This window comes from Parasulfitobacter algicola (assembly GCF_013315265.1).
GTDB lineage: Bacteria > Pseudomonadota > Alphaproteobacteria > Rhodobacterales > Rhodobacteraceae > Parasulfitobacter > Parasulfitobacter algicola.
In genome coordinates, this window is sequence record NZ_JABUFE010000007.1 from 83,203 (window position 1) to 106,175 (window position 22,973).

Annotated in this window: 24 protein-coding genes and 2 pseudogenes; 14 read left to right on the forward strand and 12 right to left on the reverse strand. The window is 54.0% G+C overall.

What is annotated here, in order from left to right:
- The first annotated feature begins 84 nt into the window (after positions 1–84).
- The gene (locus HRQ87_RS12505) at positions 85–870 is read left to right on the forward strand and encodes an enoyl-CoA hydratase (RefSeq protein WP_174138778.1); all 786 of its coding nucleotides are present in this window, start codon (positions 85–87) and stop codon (positions 868–870) included.
- Between the two features lie 50 nt (positions 871–920).
- Here the strand turns inward: HRQ87_RS12505 and HRQ87_RS12510 are convergent, their stop codons facing one another.
- Complete coding sequence (locus HRQ87_RS12510) at positions 921–1,229, reverse strand: hypothetical protein (RefSeq protein WP_174138779.1); 309 nt, start codon at positions 1,227–1,229, stop codon at positions 921–923.
- A 57-nt stretch (positions 1,230–1,286) separates the two neighbouring features.
- The gene (parC, locus tag HRQ87_RS12515; RefSeq protein WP_174138780.1) at positions 1,287–3,524 is read right to left on the reverse strand and encodes a DNA topoisomerase IV subunit A; all 2,238 of its coding nucleotides are present in this window, start codon (positions 3,522–3,524) and stop codon (positions 1,287–1,289) included.
- Positions 3,525–3,697: 173 nt separating this feature from the next.
- Here parC and HRQ87_RS12520 point away from each other — a divergent pair, with 173 nt between their 5' ends.
- From HRQ87_RS12520 to HRQ87_RS12535, 4 genes are all read left to right on the forward strand, one after another.
- Entirely contained in the window at positions 3,698–4,525 is an 828-nt protein-coding gene (locus tag HRQ87_RS12520; protein ID WP_174138781.1) for an SDR family oxidoreductase, read from the forward strand.
- 22 nt (positions 4,526–4,547) lie between these two features.
- Positions 4,548–5,039 carry a hypothetical protein gene (locus HRQ87_RS12525; protein WP_174138782.1) on the forward strand — a complete coding sequence of 164 codons (492 nt, stop codon included), beginning with the start codon at positions 4,548–4,550 and terminating at the stop codon, positions 5,037–5,039.
- A gap of 116 nt (positions 5,040–5,155) precedes the next feature.
- The gene (locus tag HRQ87_RS12530) at positions 5,156–5,365 is read left to right on the forward strand and encodes a twin transmembrane helix small protein (RefSeq protein WP_174138783.1); all 210 of its coding nucleotides are present in this window, start codon (positions 5,156–5,158) and stop codon (positions 5,363–5,365) included.
- Positions 5,365–5,937: a cob(I)yrinic acid a,c-diamide adenosyltransferase gene (locus tag HRQ87_RS12535; RefSeq protein ID WP_174138784.1), complete on the forward strand. Its 573-nt coding sequence runs from the start codon at positions 5,365–5,367 to the stop codon at positions 5,935–5,937. The genes HRQ87_RS12530 and HRQ87_RS12535 overlap by 1 nt, the downstream gene beginning before the upstream one ends.
- Before the next feature lie 108 nt (positions 5,938–6,045).
- Here HRQ87_RS12535 and HRQ87_RS12540 read toward each other — a convergent pair whose 3' ends face one another.
- Positions 6,046–6,825 carry an SDR family oxidoreductase gene (locus tag HRQ87_RS12540; RefSeq protein WP_174138785.1) on the reverse strand — a complete coding sequence of 260 codons (780 nt, stop codon included), beginning with the start codon at positions 6,823–6,825 and terminating at the stop codon, positions 6,046–6,048.
- 123 nt (positions 6,826–6,948) lie between these two features.
- On the opposite strand from HRQ87_RS12540, the gene HRQ87_RS12545 reads away from it, so the two are divergent.
- Positions 6,949–7,806, forward strand: a complete 858-nt coding sequence (locus tag HRQ87_RS12545; protein ID WP_174138786.1) for a universal stress protein — start codon at positions 6,949–6,951, stop codon at positions 7,804–7,806.
- Here HRQ87_RS12545 and HRQ87_RS12550 read toward each other — a convergent pair.
- The 4 genes from HRQ87_RS12550 to HRQ87_RS12565 all read right to left on the reverse strand — a co-directional run bounded on the left by HRQ87_RS12550 (position 7,794) and on the right by HRQ87_RS12565 (position 10,722).
- Positions 7,794–8,165 (reverse strand): SnoaL-like domain-containing protein, encoded by a 372-nt coding sequence (locus tag HRQ87_RS12550; RefSeq protein WP_343035263.1) that lies wholly within the window; start codon positions 8,163–8,165, stop codon positions 7,794–7,796. The two genes, HRQ87_RS12545 and HRQ87_RS12550, sit on opposite strands and share 13 nt — an antisense overlap.
- 444 nt (positions 8,166–8,609) lie before the next feature.
- The gene (locus tag HRQ87_RS12555) at positions 8,610–8,882 is read right to left on the reverse strand and encodes a DUF6525 family protein (RefSeq protein WP_174138787.1); all 273 of its coding nucleotides are present in this window, start codon (positions 8,880–8,882) and stop codon (positions 8,610–8,612) included.
- Positions 8,879–9,514, reverse strand: a complete 636-nt coding sequence (locus HRQ87_RS12560; RefSeq protein WP_174138788.1) for a DUF1826 domain-containing protein — start codon at positions 9,512–9,514, stop codon at positions 8,879–8,881. Before HRQ87_RS12560 ends, HRQ87_RS12555 begins: the two co-directional genes overlap by 4 nt.
- Positions 9,511–10,722 (reverse strand): GTP-binding protein, encoded by a 1,212-nt coding sequence (locus tag HRQ87_RS12565; protein ID WP_174138789.1) that lies wholly within the window; start codon positions 10,720–10,722, stop codon positions 9,511–9,513. Before HRQ87_RS12565 ends, HRQ87_RS12560 begins: the two co-directional genes overlap by 4 nt.
- A gap of 104 nt (positions 10,723–10,826) precedes the next feature.
- Between HRQ87_RS12565 and HRQ87_RS12570 the strand changes: the two genes are divergently transcribed.
- On the forward strand, positions 10,827–11,225 hold the full coding sequence (locus HRQ87_RS12570; RefSeq protein ID WP_174138790.1) for an RrF2 family transcriptional regulator: 399 nt from the start codon (positions 10,827–10,829) through the stop codon (positions 11,223–11,225).
- Between the two features lie 47 nt (positions 11,226–11,272).
- Here HRQ87_RS12570 and HRQ87_RS12575 read toward each other — a convergent pair.
- Together HRQ87_RS12575 and HRQ87_RS12580 are read right to left on the reverse strand one after the other, a co-directional pair.
- A pseudogene (locus HRQ87_RS12575) lies at positions 11,273–11,593 on the reverse strand (tyrosine-type recombinase/integrase); the annotation flags it as partial.
- Positions 11,587–12,017: pseudogene (locus HRQ87_RS12580) on the reverse strand (transposase); the annotation flags it as partial. The pseudogenes HRQ87_RS12580 and HRQ87_RS12575, both read right to left, overlap by 7 nt.
- Positions 12,018–12,363: 346 nt before the next feature.
- Between HRQ87_RS12580 and HRQ87_RS12585 the strand changes: the two are divergent.
- The gene (locus HRQ87_RS12585) at positions 12,364–13,386 is read left to right on the forward strand and encodes an aspartate-semialdehyde dehydrogenase (protein WP_174138791.1); all 1,023 of its coding nucleotides are present in this window, start codon (positions 12,364–12,366) and stop codon (positions 13,384–13,386) included.
- 488 nt (positions 13,387–13,874) lie between these two features.
- Here HRQ87_RS12585 and HRQ87_RS12590 read toward each other — a convergent pair whose 3' ends face one another.
- From HRQ87_RS12590 to HRQ87_RS12600, 3 genes are read right to left on the reverse strand one after another with little or no spacing between them, the layout of a single operon-like run.
- Positions 13,875–14,186: a P-II family nitrogen regulator gene (locus HRQ87_RS12590; RefSeq protein WP_174138792.1), complete on the reverse strand. Its 312-nt coding sequence runs from the start codon at positions 14,184–14,186 to the stop codon at positions 13,875–13,877.
- Positions 14,186–15,166, reverse strand: a complete 981-nt coding sequence (locus HRQ87_RS12595; protein WP_174138793.1) for a sodium-dependent bicarbonate transport family permease — start codon at positions 15,164–15,166, stop codon at positions 14,186–14,188. Before HRQ87_RS12595 ends, HRQ87_RS12590 begins: the two co-directional genes overlap by 1 nt.
- A gap of 47 nt (positions 15,167–15,213) precedes the next feature.
- The gene (locus HRQ87_RS12600) at positions 15,214–15,861 is read right to left on the reverse strand and encodes a carbonic anhydrase (RefSeq protein ID WP_174138794.1); all 648 of its coding nucleotides are present in this window, start codon (positions 15,859–15,861) and stop codon (positions 15,214–15,216) included.
- A gap of 150 nt (positions 15,862–16,011) precedes the next feature.
- On the opposite strand from HRQ87_RS12600, the gene HRQ87_RS12605 reads away from it, so the two are divergent.
- From HRQ87_RS12605 to HRQ87_RS12630, 6 genes are all read left to right on the forward strand, one after another.
- Positions 16,012–16,392 carry a hypothetical protein gene (locus HRQ87_RS12605; protein ID WP_174138795.1) on the forward strand — a complete coding sequence of 127 codons (381 nt, stop codon included), beginning with the start codon at positions 16,012–16,014 and terminating at the stop codon, positions 16,390–16,392.
- A 61-nt stretch (positions 16,393–16,453) separates the two neighbouring features.
- A complete protein-coding gene (locus HRQ87_RS12610) occupies positions 16,454–17,839 on the forward strand; it encodes a leucyl aminopeptidase family protein (RefSeq protein ID WP_174138796.1) in 1,386 nt (461 codons plus the stop codon).
- Positions 17,839–18,663: a C40 family peptidase gene (locus tag HRQ87_RS12615; RefSeq protein ID WP_217430448.1), complete on the forward strand. Its 825-nt coding sequence runs from the start codon at positions 17,839–17,841 to the stop codon at positions 18,661–18,663. Before HRQ87_RS12610 ends, HRQ87_RS12615 begins: the two co-directional genes overlap by 1 nt.
- Positions 18,663–20,123, forward strand: coding sequence for an alpha/beta hydrolase (locus HRQ87_RS12620; RefSeq protein WP_343035265.1), 1,461 nt, complete (start codon positions 18,663–18,665; stop codon positions 20,121–20,123). Before HRQ87_RS12615 ends, HRQ87_RS12620 begins: the two co-directional genes overlap by 1 nt.
- Positions 20,124–20,288: 165 nt before the next feature.
- Positions 20,289–21,395 (forward strand): NUDIX domain-containing protein, encoded by a 1,107-nt coding sequence (locus HRQ87_RS20585; RefSeq protein ID WP_174138798.1) that lies wholly within the window; start codon positions 20,289–20,291, stop codon positions 21,393–21,395.
- Positions 21,396–21,507: 112 nt separating this feature from the next.
- Positions 21,508–22,944, forward strand: a complete 1,437-nt coding sequence (locus HRQ87_RS12630; protein WP_174138799.1) for a nicotinate phosphoribosyltransferase — start codon at positions 21,508–21,510, stop codon at positions 22,942–22,944.
- Positions 22,945–22,973: the final 29 nt, after the last annotated feature.

The following is a 22,973-nucleotide window of genomic DNA, read 5'->3' on the forward strand; positions in this document are numbered from 1 at the left end:
GCTGCCCGCGCGGGTGATATCACGTAATACATTGCAATCAGAACAGTCCTGTATCTAAGTTGTGACCGATAAGGGGGACGCATCATGGCAATATTGGAACGGAATGACCGCAATCACATAGCCCAGCTTTTGTTGAACACGCCTGAGACATTGAATGCCTTATCAGACGATATGCTGACAGCCTTGCAGACAAGTCTTGATGACATCGCATCGGATGACAACATACGTGCCGTTGTTATTTCAGGCGCAGGTAAAGCGTTTTGCGCGGGCCATAACCTGAAAGAAATGACAGCGGCGCGGCAATCGCCGGACCAGGGTCGCGCCTATTTCAAGGATCTGTTTGATCGTTGCGCCAGAATGATGATGACGATCCAAAAGATACCCCAACCTGTGATCGCACAAGTGCATGGAATCGCGACCGCAGCAGGGTGCCAACTGGTGGCGTCGTGCGATATGGCGGTGGCAGCCGAGGGCACTAGGTTCGGCGTAAACGGCGTGAATATCGGGCTGTTTTGTTCAACGCCCATGGTCGCGCTGTCGCGGAATATTCCACGCAAGAAGGCCTTTGAAATGCTGACAACCGGTGGCTTTATTGAGGCAGTCGAGGCTGAACGTTTGGGGCTGATCAACCACGCCGTCCCACATGAGGATCTTGAGAAAAAGACGCAAGATCTGGCCCAGACCATCGTGCAAAAACTGACCGCAGCCGTCAAGATCGGCAAACAGGCATTTTATGATCAGTCAGAAATGCCGATTGATCAGGCTTATGTCTATACAGGCGATATTATGGTCGAAAACATGATGCTGCGGGATACGGAAGAAGGCATCAATGCGTTTATCGAAAAGCGTGATCCGGATTGGAAAACTTAGGTAATTATATCGAAGTTGAACCTGCTAAAATTGTCGGATGTAAATTTATCCTATCGATCAAGTATATCGTTACACTTCTTATTGGCAGGAACATATTGAACCAAGTCGTGATTTTGATCGTCCAGATATAAACGCCCGCACTGCCGACATTCCCAAATCAAACGCGTCGGCTGGCTTTTCCGGACCCTCATTGCAGCTTCCTCTCGTGTCTCTTTGTCAGAGGGGTTTTCAATCGCATCGTCAACGATATCCCAAAAATTGAACCAATCTTTGTCGCCGAATATGTATCCTTTGTTCGCCAGGTAATCTGTCTGATCAACGATGACAGCACCGCATTCACATCCGATTTTCATGATCATTATTCCGTTTCAAAAATCCATCAGGGGATACGCTGCTTAAAAAAGCGCACTGCGTTTTTAGGTAAACTTATTATCCCTTGGAAAGCCGCGGGGGGCCATGCGACCCGCAGCGGCGCGTTTGGCGATCCATTCGGCTAATTCGGTTTCCGTGCGCGTACGACCAGCGGGGTCTTTCCAGCTTAGACCTTCTTCCAGCACAAAAGTTGCCGCATCAGACAGTCCACCGTCCTTATACTTTTGCAACCTAACACCCTTACCACGACCCATTTCAGGCAGTTCAGAAAGTTCAAAAACCAACATTTTGCGGTTTTCGCCAACACAAGCGATATGGTCGCCTGTAACAGGTTTGACAAGCTGCGCACGGGTCTCACCCCGAACGTTCAGCACCTGTTTTCCGCTGCGGGTCTGGGCAATGACATCGTCTTCAGGCACGATAAACCCATCCCCCACGCTTGAGGCAACCAGCAGCTTGCGACCGGGTTTGTGGATAAAGAAATCGATAATCTCGGCGTCATTTGGTAGGTCGATCATCAGGCGCAGAGGTTCGCCCATACCGCGCCCGCCGGGCAGGTTTGCCGCAGTAATGGTATAAAAGCGCCCGTTCGCGCCAAAGACCAGCAGGCGGTCTGTGGTTTCGGCATGAAAGGCAAAACGGCCTTCGTCACCGTCTTTGAACTTTAGCTCTTGATCCAGCGCGATATGGCCCTTCATCGCGCGAACCCAACCCATTTTCGAACAGACAACCGTGATGGGTTCACGGTCGATCATCGCCTCGATCGGGACATCGGGGGTTTCTTGTGCCTCGGCGAATTGGGTACGACGTGCGCCATCCTCGTATTCTTTGCCAAACTTTTTGCGGGTCTCGCGTAGTTGATCAGAGATACGGGCCCATTGCAGGTCTTCGCTGGCCAGAAGATCCTGCAGGTCGACACGTTCGGCCATCAGCCCGTCACGTTCGCGGCGCAGCTCCATTTCTTCAAGCCGACGCAGACTGCGCAGACGCATGTTCAAGATCGCCTCGGCCTGCACATCAGTCAGCTCAAACTCGACCATCATGATGGGCTTTGGTTCATCCTCGGTCCGGATAATTTCGATCACGCGGTCAAGATTGAGGAAGGCGATGATATAGCCTTCCAGCACCTCAAGCCGGTGATCAATCTTGTCCAAACGGTGCTGACTGCGACGGATCAGGACATCGCGGCGATGATCCAGAAACGCGCGCAGCACCTCTTTCAGACTGCAGACTTTGGGGGTGCGGCCATCGATCAGAACGTTCATGTTCAAGCTAAAGCGGACTTCAAGATCGCTGCTGCGGAACATCATGCCCATCAGCACATCAGGATCAACATTCTTGGATTTAGGTTCCAGGATAAGCCGGATGTCATCGGCGGATTCGTCGCGCACATCGGCCAGGATCGGGATTTTCTTGGTCTGGATCAGCTCGGCAATCTTTTCGATCAAGCGGGATTTTTGCACCTGATAGGGGATTTCGGTGATGACTATCTGCCATTGGCCACGACCCAGATCTTCGGTCTGCCACGTGCTGCGCAGACGAAACGATCCGCGCCCGGTACGGTAAGCCTCAAGGATATTTTCGCGTGGCTCGACAATGATGCCACCGGTGGGGAAATCAGGCCCCGGTACATGGTTCATCAAAGTATCATCACGCGCATCTGGGGATTTGATCAGATGCAGGCAGGCATTGCACAACTCCTCTATGTTATGGGGCGGGATGTTGGTGGCCATGCCCACAGCGATACCCGATGATCCGTTGGCCAGAAGGTTCGGAAAACTGGCAGGCAAAACAACGGGTTCCTGTTCGCGACCATCATAATTATCTCGGAAGTCGACCGCGTTTTCGCTTAAACCCTCAAGCAGCGCCTCGGCCGCGATCGTCATGCGCGCTTCGGTATATCGCATGGCCGCCGGATTATCGCCATCAATATTGCCAAAGTTGCCCTGCCCGTTAACCAGCGGATAGCGGATGTTGAAATCTTGGGCCAGGCGGGCCATCGCATCATAGATCGCCCCGTCGCCATGGGGATGATATTTCCCCATGACTTCCCCCACGACACCAGCACTTTTGCGATGGCTTGATCCAGCCGCTAACTTCATCTGGTGCATACCGTAAAGAATGCGACGATGGACCGGTTTCAGACCATCACGGGCATCGGGCAAGGCACGATGCATGATCGTGGACAGCGCATAGGTCAGATAGCGTTCGCCAATGGCACGGCGCAGCGGCTCGGACACTTCAGAGGGGTTCATCTTGGGGTCATCGGTCAAATCGGACATAGATGCTGTGTAGCGGGCTGAATCGGCCAGGTAAAGAAATTCAAAGCAGGTTTGGTCATTTTGTGCTTAGAGCGCCGCCATGTGTACACAAGGGGCGGGATTTACGACTTGACCATTGCGCATCACTACGCAGCTTGGCATAGCGGACGCGGTAACAAGTGCGAGGCAGTGATATGACAAAATCCATCCTGATCACCGGGTGTTCGTCCGGCATCGGTTATGATGCCGCCCACGGGCTGAAAGCGCATGGCTGGCGAGTATTTGCCAGTTGCCGCAAACAGGTCGATTGCGACCGGTTGCGCGAAGAAGGATTGGAAACTGTCCTGATCGATTACGCGGACGAAAAAACAATTAAACCCGCGCTAGAGCGGGTACTGAACGCCACAGGCGGACGGCTTGAGGCGTTGTTCAACAACGGCGCATATGCCTGCCCCGGAGCGGTCGAAGATTTACCTCGCGATGCCCTGCGCGCGATATTTGAGGCCAACGTCTTTGGCTGGCACGATCTGACCCGTGCGGTCATTCCGGTGATGCGTAAACAGGGCGAAGGGCGGATCGTGAACTGTTCATCCGTTCTGGGCTTTGTCGCGGCCCCTTGGCGGGGGGCGTATAATTCCACAAAATTCGCGCTTGAAGGGCTGACCGATACCCTGCGCGTCGAAATGCGCGACACACCGATCCACATCAGTCTGATCGAACCTGGGCCTATTACCACGAAATTCCGGATCAATGCGATTGGCCATTTTGAAAAATGGATCGACTGGGAAAATTCCGCCCGCGCCGACCAGTATCGTAACAAACTGATCAAACGACTTTACAAGGAAAATACGCCCGACAAGTTCGAGTTGCCCCCGTCAGCCGTCACGAAAAAACTGATCTACGCGCTTGAGGCCCCCCGTCCCCGCGCAAGGTACTATGTGACCACGCCAACCTATGCGATGGGTATCGCGCGACGGATTTTGCCGACGTCAGGGCTGGATTGGCTTTTGTCGAAGGGGTAATATACGTAATCGGAGACTATGTATGGACCAGATTGACACCTTAGACATAAAAGCGCGCCGCGAAGCTGCGCAGATTTTCAGAAACTTTCTGAACGGTAAAATTACCAATGATGATTTTGAAAATCAGATGCCGACGACACATGACCGAGCAATTGACGCCATATGGGATACCGCTTGGCTATTTTATGATGACTTCAAAACACACCATTTAAAGGGTCGATATGCTATGCCGAGCGATCAAAAACGCGCATGTATACGCTGGATCTTATTTTTGCACAGTAGTTTGGAATACAAATGGCCCGACCTTTATCTGCCAGGATGGGATCCATCTTTGCGAATTAAGAAATCATTCTGGCAGCGGATTTTTTCGCTGGATGCACTGCCGACAGACAAAGCGAAGGCTTTCCTTTGCTCAGGACACTATGCAGTCTGGCCATTTATATCTGTAATCGATTATAAGTCAGCACTTTCTAATCCTACACTGCTTTCAGGACGGTCCAGACCACTGCCATAAAGTCGTTTCTGCACTGGATTTGATGAAAAAAGGTGCAAAAACACGTTTGATTTTATAGGAAAATTGGCTTTTCCCCACAACCCACCTAGATGCTGGGAAACGAAAAAGGAAACGTGATGTTCTCTGATCCTCTTCTTATTCTTGCCGTTGTCGCATGTTTCATAGTGCTGGGCATTCTGGCTTTTGGCATCGGCGGGTTTGCCAAGGGCAGTGAATTCAATCAAAAGCACGCCAACAAGGTCATGCGCTATCGGCTTGGGGCGCAATTGGTGGCGGTAATCCTGATCGTTGCTTTTGTCTTTTTTCGCAATATGGGGGCCAACTGATGGTCGTACTGAACAAGATTTACACCAAAACCGGTGACGCGGGCGAAACCGCACTGGGCAATGGCGCACGCGTGGCCAAACATTCGATGCGTGTGACAGCCTATGGCACGGTGGACGAGGCTAATTCGACCGTCGGCATGGCGCGGCTGCATACTCAGGGCGATCTGGATGACCGACTGGCCGCAATTCAGAACGATCTGTTCGATTTGGGCGCTGATCTGTGCCGCCCTGACATGGAAAAAGACGCCGTGTCTGAATACCCACCGCTGCGTGTCAGCGATGCGCAGGTTACGCGCCTTGAGACCGAAATCGATGTAATGAACGACAAGCTGGAACCCTTGCGCAGCTTCATATTGCCCGGCGGATCAGCATTGGCTGCACATCTGCATCTGTGCCGAACCGTGTCGCGTCGGGCAGAACGATTGTCGGTCGAACTGGCCACGATGGAGGCAATCAATCCCGCGGCCGTCAAATACCTGAACAGACTGTCGGACTGGTTCTTTGTGGCCGCCCGTATTGCGAATAATGACGGCAAAGACGACGTGCTTTGGGTGCCGGGTGCCAACCGGTAATTTGAAAAACTTTACCGGTTAATGGTCCAGCTGCCAAAGGCACCGCGCCGCGCTTGTGCGTCAAAACAAAGGAAATGACGCGCGTCAGCGCGCCTCCTTTTTACATAATTAAAGCGTTGCGTTGACGGCCCCACCATCCAGCAAAATATTCTGCGCCACGATGAAACCCGCATGCTGCGAACACAAAAAAGCGCAGGCCGCCCCAAATTCTTGCCGTGTGCCATAGCGATGGGCAGGTATCGTGGCAAAACGTTGCTGCCGGGCCTGGTCCATCGAAATACCCTGCGCATCTGCCACGCCTTTATCCAATGCGTCTGCACGATCTGTCGCATGAATTCCAGGCAACAGATTATTAATCGTAACACCTTTTTCAGCGACTTGTCGCGCCGTGCCTGCGACATAGCCAGTCAGGCCGGCCCGCGCTGAATTTGACAGACCCAGCACCGGGACCGGGGCCTTGACCGACTGGCTGGTGATGTTCACCACCCTGCCCCACCCCTGATCCATCATGGCTGGAAGCACGGCCTTCATCAGCGCAATTGGTGTCAGCATATTCGCATCAAGCGCCTTGATGAAATCGTCACGATCCCAATCGCTCCATAATCCGGGGGGCGGGCCACCGGCGTTATTCACCAGAATATCAACGGACCCTGCCGCCTGAAGCACTTTATCGCGACCATCTTCGGATGTGATGTCAACGGCCACTGTGGTGACATCTACATCAAACCGATTGCGCAAATCTTCGGCTGCCTGATCCAACGGTCCTGCAGATCTGGCGTTCATGATCAGGTTCACGCCTGCTTCGGCCAATGCCTCGGCGCAGCCCAACCCCAATCCTTTGCTTGAGGCACACACCAATGCGGTTTTTCCTGCAATTCCCAAATCCATGATATTTCTCCCGGTTTTATGAACGTTTACCCCAAATGAACTGCTGTATCATGGAAACGCAATTGCATATCGCCCCCGACATCCACATATTTATAAAAGGGCAGACATAAAATGGGGGATATGATGATCAAACACATTATGGCAACCACCGATCTTTCTGCAAGATCAGACCGTGCTGTGCGACGCGCCATCAAGCTGGCACAGACACAGCAGGCAAAGCTGACAGTCTTGTGCGTTCTGGATAACGCGATGCCGGACGACATGCTCGACCCGCTTGTTGGCAAAGCCCGCACAACGCTTGAGCGTCTGATTGCAGGCGCGGTTCAAGACACGCCACTGGATCACGACATCATCATTCAACAAGGCGATCCAACAACCGAAATTCTGCAAACAACCGTAAATACGAACGCTGACTTGCTGGTCATGGGCATTCACCGGCCCCGGCCCTTTTTTGATTCACTGCGCGAAACGACGGTTCAACGTATTGTCCGGCAAACCGATTGCCCGGTTCTGATGGTCAAGGATGCAGCCGATCATGACTATGAGAAAATCGTTTCTGCTGTTGATTTTTCACCGGCCTCAACGGCTGCTATTCAACTGGCCCATACACTGTCACCGCAAGCTATTATCGAAACTCTGCATGTGGTGCATGTGCCCTATCAGGGCCGTCTTGCCACGGGCGACCAAAGCGCCGAGGCCCTGGCCGCCGCTTTTATCAATGAGGCTCGCCAAAACGAAAAAACATGGCGCGGTCGGGAAAGCCTGCCAGATACAATGAAGCCTGTCGAGATCGTGCAAGGGTCGGTTTATCCTGCCTTGTGTAACATGGTCTTACACTCAGACGCCCATCTGATTTGTGTCGGGGCGCATGGCCGAATGGGGACCTTACGTGCTGTCCTGGGCAGTGTGGCCAATGATCTGATGCGCGACGCGCCATGTGATATCCTGATCGCGCGACCCAGACAGGGTCAGTCGGAATAAAAGAACTCTTCCCGCGTGATTTTGCCGTCCGCAACATGATAAACGCCAACTTCGCGGGTCTTCATTCGGTTGCCTGACTGCTTTTCTGTGCAGTCTACGTCAAAGACCACTGCAAACTGTGCGTCACCATGCAAAAACGGACCGTCGACGCTTTGGCTGTGCACTTCAAAACTATCGGCCCACCACGCATGCTTACCCTTGATCGCGTCAATGCCGTGTACCTCGCGACCCTGCCCGCTGAAATCCATTGCTTCGACCGAAACCACATCTTTTGCGTACAACTTATCCAAGTTTTCCGCCTCGCGCCCCTCACGACAGCCGCTGACCAATTCTTCTGCAATTCCCTTGAGATCCAACATCCTAGCATACCCTTTTGTTCACTCAATGTTCGCAAGCTATCAACAGATGTGACTTAAGGCAATCCAGGGCGAGGTTCGGCTAAGGCTGCTATCCGCTGACCACCATCCGCGAGGCCTACAGTCGGCGGCGTGGTCCGGACCCAGACCCACAACCTGCACTCAGACCACCTTGGATCCCTGCGCCTGATCACTGACGATACAGGTTTTGCCGCCAAATCCAGCGTCTATAAACCCTTCGGCGAAGTCACAGACTTTACCCTAGACCCCACCTTCACAGACGAAACCAAAGGCTTCATCGGCGAACCCGGTTTCAACACACTCAAAGTCGTCGATGCCAAGTTAACCAAGTACATACCGCGCCAATTCGATGTCGCATCCGGTCACGGCTACCGCGTCATTAACGCAGCAGCGGCAAGGCGGGTGAATATCGGCATGCGGGTTCCTTTAGACCTTCGTTGGCAGATGGTTGGTGTTTGCAAAGCGGTCGTGCGCCAAGGTGCGGGCTTCCACTTGCGACAAGACGGTTATTGCTTCTTCGGGGCTAAGGCCCTTTGCACAGGCGCGGCGCCATATGCGCCGAACGGAGGTCGGTGACCATGGTAGCGTCGCCTGCGCCAACCAGTGACGCAGCGGGGCAGGCAGTGCGTCATAGCTGCGCATAGGGTCAGCAGAGCGGCGTTTGCGGCGAAGGGTGGTCGATCCAAGGTTTCGGGTCAAATCTCATCCTCCGGGTCGTTGACGGCATCCAGAACCAGCACAAGCCGTGTCTCCCCCGTCCCTTCGATGGGCGGCGAGCGGTGGAGTAGGCTAGAGGCCGGGTTTTCGGGCCAAAGAGTTCCGCGCAGAAAGATTGGGGCACCGGTAGCCACCGAAAAGACGCGTGCAGGCTCGCGTCCATCGGTTGAAATCCCATATTGCGTGCCCGGACCACGGTAGGTGCAGACGAGACGCGCCGTGATCGCATCGATATGAAACTTGCGGCAGGCATTCGTTGTGACCGCTTGAAGACGAAGACGCAGGTAAGGGCTGCGCATCAGCTTGGCAAAAATCCCGGACAAGGCGCTTATGTCGCCAATCAGATGTTCTCGTTCGTTGCAGTCCGGCATCGACGCCGTGTCGCAAAGCGCCACCACCGCAGATGGAACGGTCTTGGGACGCAGGATAATGCGCCCTTGCGGCAGCCGCGATGGATCAAGCCTATCGATCCAGGTCTGAAATTTAGGCTCTGGCTGCCTCCGCAAGATCACCGCCGCACTGCCGGGTTGCAGAAATGTCTTCAGGTCTTCCGGCCTGTCAGCAATCGCGACGCCGGCCGCCGCATTCCCGACCAGCGTACGCGCGAGCGTCATGCCGCAGCCTCCTGCCGACGCCAGACCGGAAACGGGTCTGGGTAGTCCGGCAGGTCGTCTGGCCCGGTCGCGGCAGCCGCAGGGACCAAACATGCATCAAGTCGCGCCTTCAGGGCGGACCAATCAATACCAGCGCCGATAAACACAAGCTCCTGCCGCCGGTCACCCCAGGGGTCCTGCCAATGCTGCTGCATATACGAGCGCGCGCTTTCGTGGTCGGGCCAGCGCTCTTTCGGCACAGAGGCCCACCACGTTCCCAGCGGTTTGACGCTCGACAAAGCTCCTGCAAGTGAAAACTCTGCGACCCATCCGGGACGTGTCGAGATCCAGAAATGACCTTTGGCGCGGATCACACCGGGCAGGTCACCGTTCAATACGCTTAGGATATTCTCCGGGATGAACGGCAGGCGCGCGCGATAAACAAAAGAGGCGACGCCATATTCCTCGGTCTCGGGCGTGTGGTCGGCAAAGCCGTACAACTCCTTGGCCCACATCGGGTGCTCGTGCGCCTTCTCGAAATCAAATAGCCCGGTGTCGAGAATGGCCTCGGCTGCGACCTCTGAATGATCCGTCTCGATGATCTTCGCGTCGGCGTTCAGGCTGCGAATGATCTTGCGCGCGGCATCTGTTCGATCTGGTCCCGCATCCGTGATCTTGTTCAGGATGACCACATCGGCAAATTCAATTTGTTCGACAAGCAGGTTGACCAGTGTCCGGTCGTCCTCTTCACCCAAGGTCTCGCCGCGGTCCCGAAGGAAATCGTGACTGGCGTAGTCGTTCAACAGGTTCACCGCGTCGACCACCGTCACCATCGTATCGAGCCGTGAAACATCCGACAGGCTGTCACCAAACTCATCGCGGAAATCGAACGTTGCTGCGACGGGCAGCGGTTCGGAAATCCCAGTGGATTCGATCAGCAGGTAGTCAAAGCGCCCTTCGGCGGCGAGCCTGCGCACCTCATCCAACAGATCATCCCGCAACGTGCAACAAATGCACCCATTCGACATCTCAACCAGCGTCTCATCCGTACGACTAAGCTCGGTATCGGCTCGCACCAGATCCGCGTCGATATTGACCTCAGACATGTCGTTTACGATGACGGCGACACGACGACCCTCGCGATTGTTCAAGACGCGGTTCAGGAGCGTGGTTTTTCCAGCACCAAGAAAACCTGAAAGAACGGTGACGGGAAGTCGTTGGTGTGTCATAAGGCGCTCCAAATCTGATCCAATTTATCACGCAACTTATGCAGTTACTTTACTAATGCAACTGCAAAAGTTACGGATTAGGCCTGTTTGGAGAAAAATCACGTATGAAGCGCAATTCACGTCTTTTACTTGCCCTGCATACGCTCGGTCATATGGCGGACGATCCGGATAAGATTCGTACGTCTGCTGATATCGCCGAACATGCTGGCACAAACCCTGTCGTGGTGCGGCGCGTGCTCGGAAAGCTTCGAGAGGCGGGCTTGCTGACCTCTGAAAAAGGACATGCAGGCGGTTGGCGCCTCGCCCGTCAGCCGAACCAGATCACGCTGGCAGACGTCTATCTGGCGTTGGACGAGAGCCTGATTGCTACCGCTGCTAATGAGCAAAAGCCGGATTGCTCGGTTGAGCACGCGCTACATCGGAAAGTCACATCCGTCATGGAAGAGATTGAACAGAGCCTGCTTGCGAGGCTCGCTGCGACCACGATCGCAGACGTCAGGTAAGCGCGTCGCACTTCGTTTTTCTCAACATGGGCCAAGGCATGTTCGATAGCGTCAGGGTTCCACAAGCCACTTTTGTTGGCCAGCGTTGAGAACGAAGCGCGGAAACCGTGGGCGGTCATTTCATCACCCGCATACCCCATGCGGCGTAAAGCGGCGTTCAGGGTGTTTTCGGACATCGGACGCGTCCATGTGCGCAAGGATGGAAGCAAATAGTCGCCTTTGTTGTTCATGGCGCGCAGCTGTTCTAGTAGTGCAATCGCCTGATCTGGCAACGGAACAATATGGTCGCGGCGCATTTTCATTTTGGTGGCGGGGATCGACCAGACCTTTTCGGTTAGATCGAACTCTTCCCACTTAGCATTACGCACCTCCCCTGGCCGCTGACCAGACCTTCTTTCATGCAGTGCGCCACGGTTGTCTCGAACACATGACGCAACAGATCGCTGTCCCGGAACCGACCGTGCCGGTTCTTGGAAAAGCTCGAGTGGTCTGGGATCCGATCCGCCAGATCGAGACGGCAGAACCAGCGATACGCCAGGTTCAATGCACCTCTTCGCACAGCCGCCGCTTCGACCGGATACCAAAACAATATCCCACTAGCAGCATCTGGATCAGCCGTTCTGGATCAACCGGCGGGCGGCCTGTGTGACTGTAGAAATCCGCCAGATGCGCGCGGATGCTGGTCAGACCAACCAAGCGATCAATCGACCGCAGAAGGTGGTCTTGGGGGATGTGATCCTCCAGCGAGAACTGATAAAAAAGAGCGGGCTGCGCTTCCTGCCTCGATCCCAACTGAGATCCATAAAAGCGCCCGTATAAATCTTAACATCCCTACACCTCTTACCAAAATCTGGCCCCATCGCACGTGTTGACAGATCAAAATCCATCCATTTTTCATCTGGAATCACAGTTTTGTACAAAACTTTATGTACAAAACCCGTGTACAAAATATACAAAACCGCGTGCGCATGGGCCCCCGGGGCCCCACCTCGCGCAACGGTCGGTGGGGTAAGGTCTTGCGAAACGGGCGAAAGCTCTGTGCTCCAAGTGGTCCGCCCTCCCTTCATCCTCAGTTTTCTCTTTCCCCTGCCCTCATAACCCCTTATGACGCAGCCTTGCGCAAACAAGGAGACCCCAGATGGGCTATAAAGTCGTCATCGCGGGCGCCACAGGCAATGTGGGCCGCGAAATGCTGAATATTCTGGCCGAACGCCAGTTTCCCGTGGATGAGATCGCCGTGCTGGCCAGCCGGAAGTCTTTGGGCACAGAGGTCAGCTTTGGCGACAAAACTCTGAAGACCACCGATCTGGATGCATTTGACTTTACGGGGTGGGACATCGCCCTTTTTGCCATCGGGTCAGAGGCCACGAAAATCTATGCGCCCAAAGCGGCCAAAGTCGGTTGTGTGGTGATCGATAACTCGTCGCTTTACCGTTATGATCCTGATGTGCCGCTGATTGTGCCAGAAGTGAACGCCGATGCAATCATGGGGTATTCCAAGAAAAACATCATCGCCAACCCGAACTGTTCGACCGCACAGATGGTCGTGGCGCTAAAGCCATTGCATGACCGCGCACGGATCAAACGGGTTGTGGTCAGCACTTACCAATCCGTTTCGGGCGCGGGCAAAGACGGCATGGATGAGCTGTGGAACCAGACCAAGTCAATCTATAACCCGGTCGATGACAAACCTGCGAAGACATTCACCAAGCAGATTGCATTCAATGTGATCCCACATATCGATGTCTTCATGGACTCGGGCGAGACTAAAGAAGAATGGAAAATGGTGGCCGAGACCAAGAAGATCGTTGACCCCAAGATCAAGGTGACAGCGACCTGCGTACGGGTTCCGGTGTTTGTCGGACACTCTGAGGCGGTTAATATCGAGTTTGAAGATTTCCTGGACGAAGACGAAGCGCGCGAAATTTTGCGTGAAGCGCCGGGCGTAATGGTGATCGATAAACGCGAAGACGGCGGCTATGTCACGCCTATCGAATGCGTGGGCGATTTTGCGACATTTATCAGCCGCGTTCGTCAAGACAGCACAATCGATAACGGAATTAATCTTTGGTGCGTATCTGACAACTTACGCAAGGGCGCCGCGCTTAATGCTGTTCAAATTGCGGAAACACTGGGGAATCGGGTTCTAAAAAAGGGCTAACTGATTACCAATGCGGTAATGGATGTGATCGACGCGGGGCATAAATGAGGCATAAAAACGGCCTGACCTCGCGTCACTTTGGCCTAATAGGCCGATAATCGCTTAATTGTTTATTTATTTTTGACACCCACTCGTGTTATGAAGAATGTGTAAAGGCCCAATGTTCAAGTGCTGCTTTATGGGGGCAAGTCATGTTAATACCGCGTCAAAATCGTGTACCATCTTCCCGTCGTCGTTCGATGTTTCGTGTGGCAATTCCTAGTTTCGGGTTGAGTGTTGAAAAGATCGATACACCCTGCATCCAGACTGAAAACGTAAACCGCAAACAAGTATTAAACTTGTTTGGTTCTGATCTTGAAGATCGTCTGAATACAGAAGATCTTGCGCCCCTACAGCGCCTTCATCGCAAAGCTGCAAAATAAAACCAGAACCATCAAGCAATCGCTTAATAGTTTTGACGGCCCTTTAAGCATCATGCGTAGGCCCCGCTAAAACCGTTCAGCCCGCAAAACTTCGCAATCGGTGACGCATACCACACCGATGTGCCGTTCAACGACTGTAAATGCCGCTTCAAGCAGCGCCTCCAGCCGTTCAGGGCGAATAATGCAAACCACCTGCACCATCCCGCCGGCACGACCAATCTGGCCTTCGCGGCTCCATTTACCAGATCGGCCCGATCCGCCCACAATCGGCAGGATTGTATATCCTTTGACATCCGCATGTTCTAACGCTTCGGTCAGACGACGTTCCATCGGGGCTTCGATCGTGATTTCCACACGTTTGGCATTATGCATCTGCATTACATGGCTCCCATTACAGCGGTGGCGAGGGCAAGATAGATCGGTATTCCGATGGTCAGATTAAACGGAAACGTCACCCCAAGCGACAAAGTCAGATAAACTGCCGGGTCAGCTTCGGGCAATGCCACACGCATGGCGGCAGGCACAGCAATATAGGATGCCGAGGCCGCGAGGATCATCATAAGCACAACCCCACCAAGGGACAGCCCAATGGCCAGACCCGCGCCCAGACCAATAACAGCCCCGCAAAGTGGCATCAAAATGCCAAAGGCCAACGCGCCAAGGTTCAACACCTTGCGGCTTTTGCGCAGGCCATTGCCCGCAACCAGCCCCATATCCAGCAAAAACAGACACAACACACCCTGAAACGGGGCCACGATAAAGCTTTCAATCCGCGCCAAGCCTTCCGCCCCGGTGATCACACCGATAAAGAAAGACCCTACCAACAGCACGATTGAGCCGTTCAACAGGATTTCGCGCATCAGCTGGCTATCCATCGCAGCGCCACCTTTGCCGCGTGATACCAACCACAAAGCCGACAAAATAGCGGGCGCTTCCATCACGGCGGCGACAGCGACCATGTATCCTTCGGATGTGATTCCCGCGTCTTGCAACACAGAAGTACCCGCAACAAAGGTCACAATCGAGATCGAACCGTAATGCCCGGCGACCGCTGCTGCATTAATTGTATCAAGTTTAGTAAGTATTTTCAGTAAAAAGAATGCCAGAAACGGAAGGGTGGCTGACAAAACAAAGCCTGCGGCCAACGACAATGCCAGCGTGGTGTCAATGCCATGATCGGCAACGCTGGCCCCGCCTTTGAAGCCGATTGCGAACAGCAGATAGATTGACAAAGCTTTCGCCGCAGCTTCGGGCACGCTTAGATCTGATCGCGCCAAAGCTGCGAATAAACCAAGCGCGAATGACAGGATAATTGGTGAAATCAGATTATCTGCGGCAAGCGCCAGAATACCGTCCATAGTGTCCCCTTTGATCTGCCTTTGCGGCTTGTTGAAAATGGCTGGCGTTACAGCGACACAAACCCATTTTCAGAGTCATATACCTGAAGCCCGCCATCGCCAATATCTGTCCACAGTCCGTGCAGACTTAGATGGCCCTGTTCAACGGCGCCCGCAACAAAAGGAAAGCTAAGAAGATTTCGCAAAGATGTCACAACCGCCTGTTTTTCCATTGCTTTTATGCGCTTTGCACGATCATTTATGTGCTTAACCGTGTCAAAGTCAGGGCGCAAAATATCCAGCCAGTGACCAATGAAACTGTGGCGTTCTTCAAGCTCAGGCGCCTTACCGCAACACATGTCATCACAACTGGCAACCCCCCCGCAATTGGAATGACCAAGCACAATAATATGTGCAACATTTAACTTTGTGACGGCATATTCAACGGCCGCCGATGTGCCATGGTGATCCCCGTCAGGGGCATAAGGCGGCACCAGATTTGCAATGTTTCTGTGGATGAAAAATTCGCCCTGATCGGCCCCGAAAATCGCAGTGACATGCACCCGACTATCACAGCAGGATATCACCATGACGCGGGGGTGTTGGCCTTCGTCAGCCATGCGTTTATGCCAGACTTCGTTGTCTGCAAAAGCAGTGGCTTTCCAGCCGTGATACCTTTGTACCAGATAGCCCGGTAACGGTTTTGCCTGTTCCATAATTTTTTCTTTGTTGCCTCACTTATGACTGAATAGACTGCATTTTCATGAAATTCGAGGCTTTTTCCAAGCGACCCGCAACCTTTTAAGAAGGATAATCAGCAAATGTGCCCAAAGCCGTGGTGGCTGACTTCTATGGGGTAAGACAGAATGACAATGATAACAGTACTGATACATGACGAAACCGTGCGCATGGATGCGGATCGGGTGGCATCGCTTTGCACACAATTGGGCGAAGGGGCAGCAGAAGACGTGATTTGCCGTGCGATGGAAGAATTGGCCGTGCGTCTGCGCAAAATCGAAACTGCGTTTCACGACGATGATTATAACACGATGCGAAAATGCGCGCGCAGTATGATCGCGATTGCCGATCAGATCGGGTTGACCACACTGGCGCGTGTAGCGGCGGATGTGGCCCATAGTGTTGATGCGATGAACCCGGTGGCTATTGCCAGCACCTATACCCGGCTGATCCGTGTCAGTGATCAATCGCTGACAGCTGTCTGGGATGTTCAAGATTTATCGGGCTAAGGGTTGCGGGTGGCCGACAAGTGGCTAGGTTGGCATAAACAGTCACCTGGAAAGATCGTTGATGCCACTTGCTTTTGCCGCGCCCGATACCCAGTCTGTTCCCATCCACATTGTGGATCAGGATGGGTTATCTGACTGGATCACAAAACAGGATGAGGTCACCCAATCATGGGTCAATGCCCATGCTTTTCAGGCAAAGCTAGGCAAGTTTTTGGCTGTTCCTTCCGCAAATGGCCATGTGAACTGCATCATTATTGGCAACGGGACAGCAGCATCGCGCAAGCGCAGCCGCTTTGCGCTGGCCGATGTGTCCAATAGCTTGCCTGCAGGGGTTTATCATCTGCAAACGGAACTTGCGGATGATGACGCCACAGAATTCGCATTGGGCTGGCTTTTGGCGCAATACCGGTTTTCCAGATATGCCACACAGGCCGATGCGGGTGCAGTGTTAAAAGCACCGGGCAACGTCGACGCAAACCGTATTCAGATTATTGCGCAGGGCGAATGCCTGACCCGCGATCTGATTAATACACCTGCGTCCGATATGGGCCCCGACGCGCTTGAGACCGCTTTTTTGAATCTGGCGCAAAAGCATAACGCAACGCCATATATCATTAGCGGGAATGATCTTATTGCCCAAAATCTGCCGTTGATTCACACAGTCGGGCGGGCATCAGTCCAGGAACCGCGCCTTTTGGACATGCGATGGGGCAAGACCGGCCCACAGCTGACCCTTATCGGAAAAGGGGTCTGTTTCGATACGGGCGGGCTGAATATTAAACCAGCAGCCTCAATGGGGTTGATGAAGAAAGACATGGGTGGCGCTGCGACTGTTATGGGCCTGGCTCATATGATTATGGCGCTTGATCTGCCCTTGCGATTACGTGTGCTGATCCCTGCAGTGGAAAACGCCATCGACGGATCGGCGTTTCGCCCGCAGGATATTCTGACATCGCGCAAAGGTCTGACGGTCGAGGTGAACAATACCGACGCCGAAGGGCGCCTGGTTCTGGCCGACGCGCTGGCCCTGGCCGATGAAGAGCCCACCGATTGCATTATATCCATGGCGACACTGACCGGGGCGGCCCGGGTGGCCGTTGGCCCCGATTTGGCCCCGTTTTATACCGACAACACAACGTCAGCCGATGCGATCCGCAAGGGCGCTGTCACTGCGCGTGATCCGGTTTGGGAAATGCCGTTCTGGGACCCTTACGAAAAGATGATCGAACCCGGCATCGCCGATCTGGACAATGCGCCAGCTGGCGGATTTGCGGGATCAATCACAGCCGCGCTGTTCCTGCGCCGCTTCGTGACTGAGGCCGAAAATTATGTTCATTTCGACATTTATAGCTGGCAACCCTCTGCCGCGCCTGCGCGTCCCAAAGGCGGTGTAGGTCAAGGCGCACGCGCCCTGCTTGAGGCACTGCCAAATATGGTGAACCTGTGATGGATCGTCGTCTGACACCATCAAACGGTACCGTCGCTGCCAAGCATCTGCAAGGCCAGGTCGAAGCCACGTCATTCGTTCAGGGAACCCCGAAACAGGTGGGTATCGCGTTTGCCGATCTTCTGCGCGCGCCTGGCGGCAGACGTGACAGACAGGTGTTGTTTGGCGAACAGGTTCAGGTTTTTGATACGCAAGATGGCTTTAGTTTCATCCAGGCAGACAAAGATGGCTATTGCGGTTATGTGGCGCATGATGCGCTGATCGACGCCGTTCAACCTACGCATTTTCTGGCTGTTCCCAGTTCGCACCTTTATACCGCGCCTGATTTCAAGTCAGCCGACCGAATGGCCGTGTCCTTTGGCACCCGTCTGACCGTTGGGCACGAGGAAAAGAAATACTTTGCACTGACCAACGGACTTTTTGTTCCAAAACCGCATGTGCGCCCATTGGATCAACCGTTTCGCGATCCGGTGACAGTGGCACAGTTGCATTTCGGATCCCCTTATCTTTGGGGCGGCAACACGGTCTGGGGTCTTGATTGTTCCGGTTTGGTCCAATCGGCATATATCACTTGTGGCATTGACTGCCCCGGTGACAGTGACTTGCAGGAAAACACACTGGGCCACGATATACCGGCCGATGCCCCCCTGCAGCGGGGTGATTTGTTGTTTTGGGACGGGCACGTGGCATTTGTGGTCGACCCAGACACTATGATCCACGCCAATGTTCATCATATGGCCGTCGCGTATGAACCGATCAAACCTGCCATCGCCCGCATTCAGGCGCAGGGCGATGGGCCAGTCACATCGCGCAAACGAATGTAGTGCCCCGCAAAAGACATCCCCCCTTCAGAATTTATCTGGCGGCCGGTGTGATTTTGGCATCGCTTTTCGTGCTTGAATTTGCGCGTAAGGATGTTGTGATAAGACAATTCACACTTGGCCAAACACCGGCCACCGAATACGCGACTGATACCAGTGACGGTCCGGTCGTTATTGTGGCGCACGGCTTTGCGGGATCCCAACAGATGATGCAGGGCTATGCATTGCCGCTTGCACGGGCAGGATACCGTGTTGTCACGTTTGAATTTTATGGCCACGGTCGGCATCCCATTCCCATGTCGGGGGATGTGACATCCGCTGACGGAACGACGCGTCTGCTGGTGGACCAAACACGCGGGATGATCGACGCGATGGCACTGCAGGATCAGAAAATCGCACTGATTGGTCATTCCATGGCAACGGATATCCTTGTTCGCGCCGCCGAAACCCGCAGTGACATAGGCCCGGTTGTGCTGCTCTCGGCGTTTTCACAGGTCATCGATTCAGACACACCCGATACTTTGTTACTGGTCACCGGTGCATGGGAACCGGGGCTGCGGGGCTTTGCGCAAGAGGCATTACAAATGGTTCATACGGGTGCGTCCGAAGGGCAAACCGTGACCAAAGGGGCCATCACGCGCCGCGCTGTCGCTGCCCCGTTTAGCGAACATGTGTCAGTTCTGCACAGCCGTGTCGCACGGTCCGAGACGCTGAAGTGGCTTGACCAGGCTTATGGCCGAACCTCAGACGTGGCCATCCTGCCAAGCGGTTGGGCGATTCTGGGATTGCTGGCTGGGCTTGTCCTGATCTTTCGCCCGATCGCAAGCATGTTACCCAAACGGCACCACACATCTGTCACCCTTAGTCCCAAGAAACTTGCCGTCATATTGGCAACCCCCGCAATTGTGACGCCCCTGATCGCCATACCCTTGGCCCCTGAATTTCTGCCGGTTCTTATCGCGGATTATCTGGGGCTGCATCTGATGGTATTCGGTGTGATCCAGCTGGCGCTGCTTAGACTTTGGGGGGTAACCAGCGGTCGGATCGCGCCGATTGGGTTTTGTCTGCTTGTACTGTGGTGCGTGATCTTCGGGGCAGCCCTTGACCGCTATGCTGCAAATTTTTGGCCCATCCCACAGCGTCTTTGGATTATTGCCGTGCTGATGATTGGGGCCGTCCCCTATATGATTGCAGACGCCACCCTGACTGCGCAGGCCGGCTTTTTGAAACGCCTTTGCACGCGCATGGCTTTTTTAATATCCCTTGGCATTGCTGTGGCGTTCGATTTTCAGGGGCTGTTTTTCCTGATCATGATCGCGCCCGTGCTTGTGCTGTTTTATATCGTCTTTGGCACAATGGGCCGCGATGTTGCCGCCCGGTCCGGCGCACTAACGTCTGGTCTGGCACTTGGTCTGATGCTGGCCTGGGCTCTTGGTGTTAGCTTTCCGCTTTTTCAGACATAAACAGATCAGACCGCACATTGCGCATTGGGCAGCACGGCTTTTTCTATGCATCAGATGCATAGCAGATCTTACCCGATACCATCTGGCATTTCACTCGAACAAATGATATCAAATCATTAATCGAGGAGGTCTCGGTTACCCTGAACGTTGCGGAGGACGCACGATATGAAGACCAAACAAACTCTGGCTGTATTTATCGGCCGTTTTCAGCCTTTTCACCTTGGACACCTGGACGTAGTTGAACGCGCGCTTGATGTGGCGGACAGCCTTTTGTTGCTTGTCGGCAGCTCTTACCGTCCACGCAGCTGGAAAAATCCCTTTAGCTATGTCGAACGCCGTGCTTTCATTTCAGCCGGAACCCAAGGTATTGCAAAGCCAGTTGCCACGCTTCCCCTGGTCGATACACTTTATAACGACCGCGCGTGGATCACCAATGTGCGCACAGCTGTTATGGCACACATGCGCAAGGCGGGTCTGGATCCGCAATCCACAAAAGTGGTGCTGACCGGCTTTGAAAAAGACAAATCCTCGCGCTATTTAAGTTGGTTTCCCACATGGGAAATGCTGGATGCCCAGCCAAAGAAGCATGATGGCGTGGTGCTGAATGCCACTGATCTGCGCACGCATCTGTTTTTGGGCAATGGCGATGAAACAGGTCGTGTGGCCAAAAGGTTCGGGATGCAGCAGGTATCGCCCGTGATCGCCTGGATCAACGAAAACCCGGATGCTGTAAGCACAATTCGCGACGAAGGCATCTTTGTCAGCAAATATCGCGACCGTACGGCTGCGGCTGAAAATCTGTATGGCTATCCCATTCCGGTGAACACTGCGGATGCGGTCGTTGTGCAATCGGGCCATGTGCTGCTGGTCCAACGCAGTATGCAACCCGGCAAGGGCCTGTGGGCACTGCCCGGTGGGCACATCGACCCAGGCGAAACCGCGCTTGAGGCGGCAGTGCGCGAGCTTTACGAAGAAGCCGGGCTGGACATGCCCAAAGGGGCCATGCGGGGGCGGTTACGCGAACGGCGAGTGTTCGACCACCCTGAGCGATCTGAAAAAGGGTGGGTTCGCACCGAAGCGTTTGTCTTTGAATTGCAAGACCGCGCGCATCTGGAAAAGGTCAAATCCGGCAGTGATGCGGCTGCCGCATGTTGGGTTCCGATCACTGAAATCACACCGGACACATTGTTCGAAGACCACTTTGATATCATCCATGCCTTGGTGCCCGAAGTGCCCTTTGCTTATTCATCGATCCTGATGGCACAGGATTGAACCTCATTCCGCGAACATGCGGATAACTGGCCGCAAAGACCATATCTTTGCACCCCCATCTGCGGGAGGTCCGCCGATGATCAACCGTCCAACTCCGAGGAGGAACAGGACAATGACTTATCAAAATCAAGGCGCATTTGCGCTTTTTGAAAACTCTGTTGCCATTGATAATCTGATTTTCGACACCGACAGCTATAAATTATCCCACTACAACCAGTATCCTGAAGGCACAGAATTTGTGTCGTCCTATATCGAACCCCGCCGCGCATGGGATGACATCGACCAGGTGGTGTTCTTTGGGCTACAGATCGAATTGACCAAACTGGCCGGATCTGTCGTGACCCAGGCAATGCTGAACGAAGCTGCCCCATTCTTGAAGGCACACGGTTTTGAGATTTTTGTCGAAGGCTGGCAGTACATCATAGAGACCTATGACGGCAGACTGCCCATCCTGATCGAAGCATTGCCCGAAGGCACAATTGCCCCTGTTGGCGTGCCGCAGATGCGGATCGAAAACACTGATCCAAAATGCTTTTGGCTGGTATCCTATCTTGAAACACGTCTGTTGCGGGCGGTCTGGTATGCGTCAACCGTGTGCAGTCTGTCCCACGCTGTTGTCGGTTCAATCCGCGAACGGCTGAAGATCACTGATGGGTCCGATGCCGGTGCGGAATTCAAATTGCACGATTTCGGTGCGCGCGGTGCCACCGGGTTTGAAGCCGCAGCCATCGGCGGGGCCGCACACCTGATCAATTCACGCGGGACAGACACCCTTGCCGGGTTGGTCTATGCGCGCAATTTTTACGGCGCAGACATGGCCGGGTTTTCGATCCCAGCCACCGAACATTCGACCATGACAGCCGCCGGTGTGGACGGCGAACTGGATCAGATGCGTCGCTTTTTGCACACCAACCCATCCGGCCTGATCGCCTGTGTCAGCGACAGCTATGACCTGATGCGCGCGGTCAAGAATTATTGGGGCGGGGCGTTGCGTGACGATGTTCTGGCACGGGATGGTGTGTTGGTGGTGCGCCCTGACAGCGGTGATCCGGTGCAGATCGTGCCTGATGTGATCGAAGCCCTGATGGCCAAATTCGGCTATGGCACAACCGCCCAAGGATACCGTTTGCTGGCTGAAAAGGTCCGGGTGATCCAGGGCGATGGCGTCAACAAGGATTCAATTATTCGCATCATGGATGTGATGATGGATCGCGGGCTTGCCATCGGAAACATTGCCTTTGGGATGGGCGGCGGTCTGTTGCAAAAGCTGGATCGTGACAGCTTGGGCTATGCCATGAAGGCATCCGCGATCTATCGCAATGGCGCATGGCACGATGTGTTCAAGGACCCAAAAACTGCGCAGGGCACTAAAACATCGCGCAAAGGCAAACAAGGTGCGATGCGCAACGATAGCGGTCGTTTTGTTGCGCGTCCTGCAGCGAATATACCCAAAGGGGCTGATGCTCTTGTGCCCGTTTTCCGCGATGGCAATATCCTGAAGCTGCACAGCTTTGAAGACATTCGCGCACGCGCCTGGACCCAGCTTTAGGTGTTTTCAAACAAAGTGGCTCGGCCCCT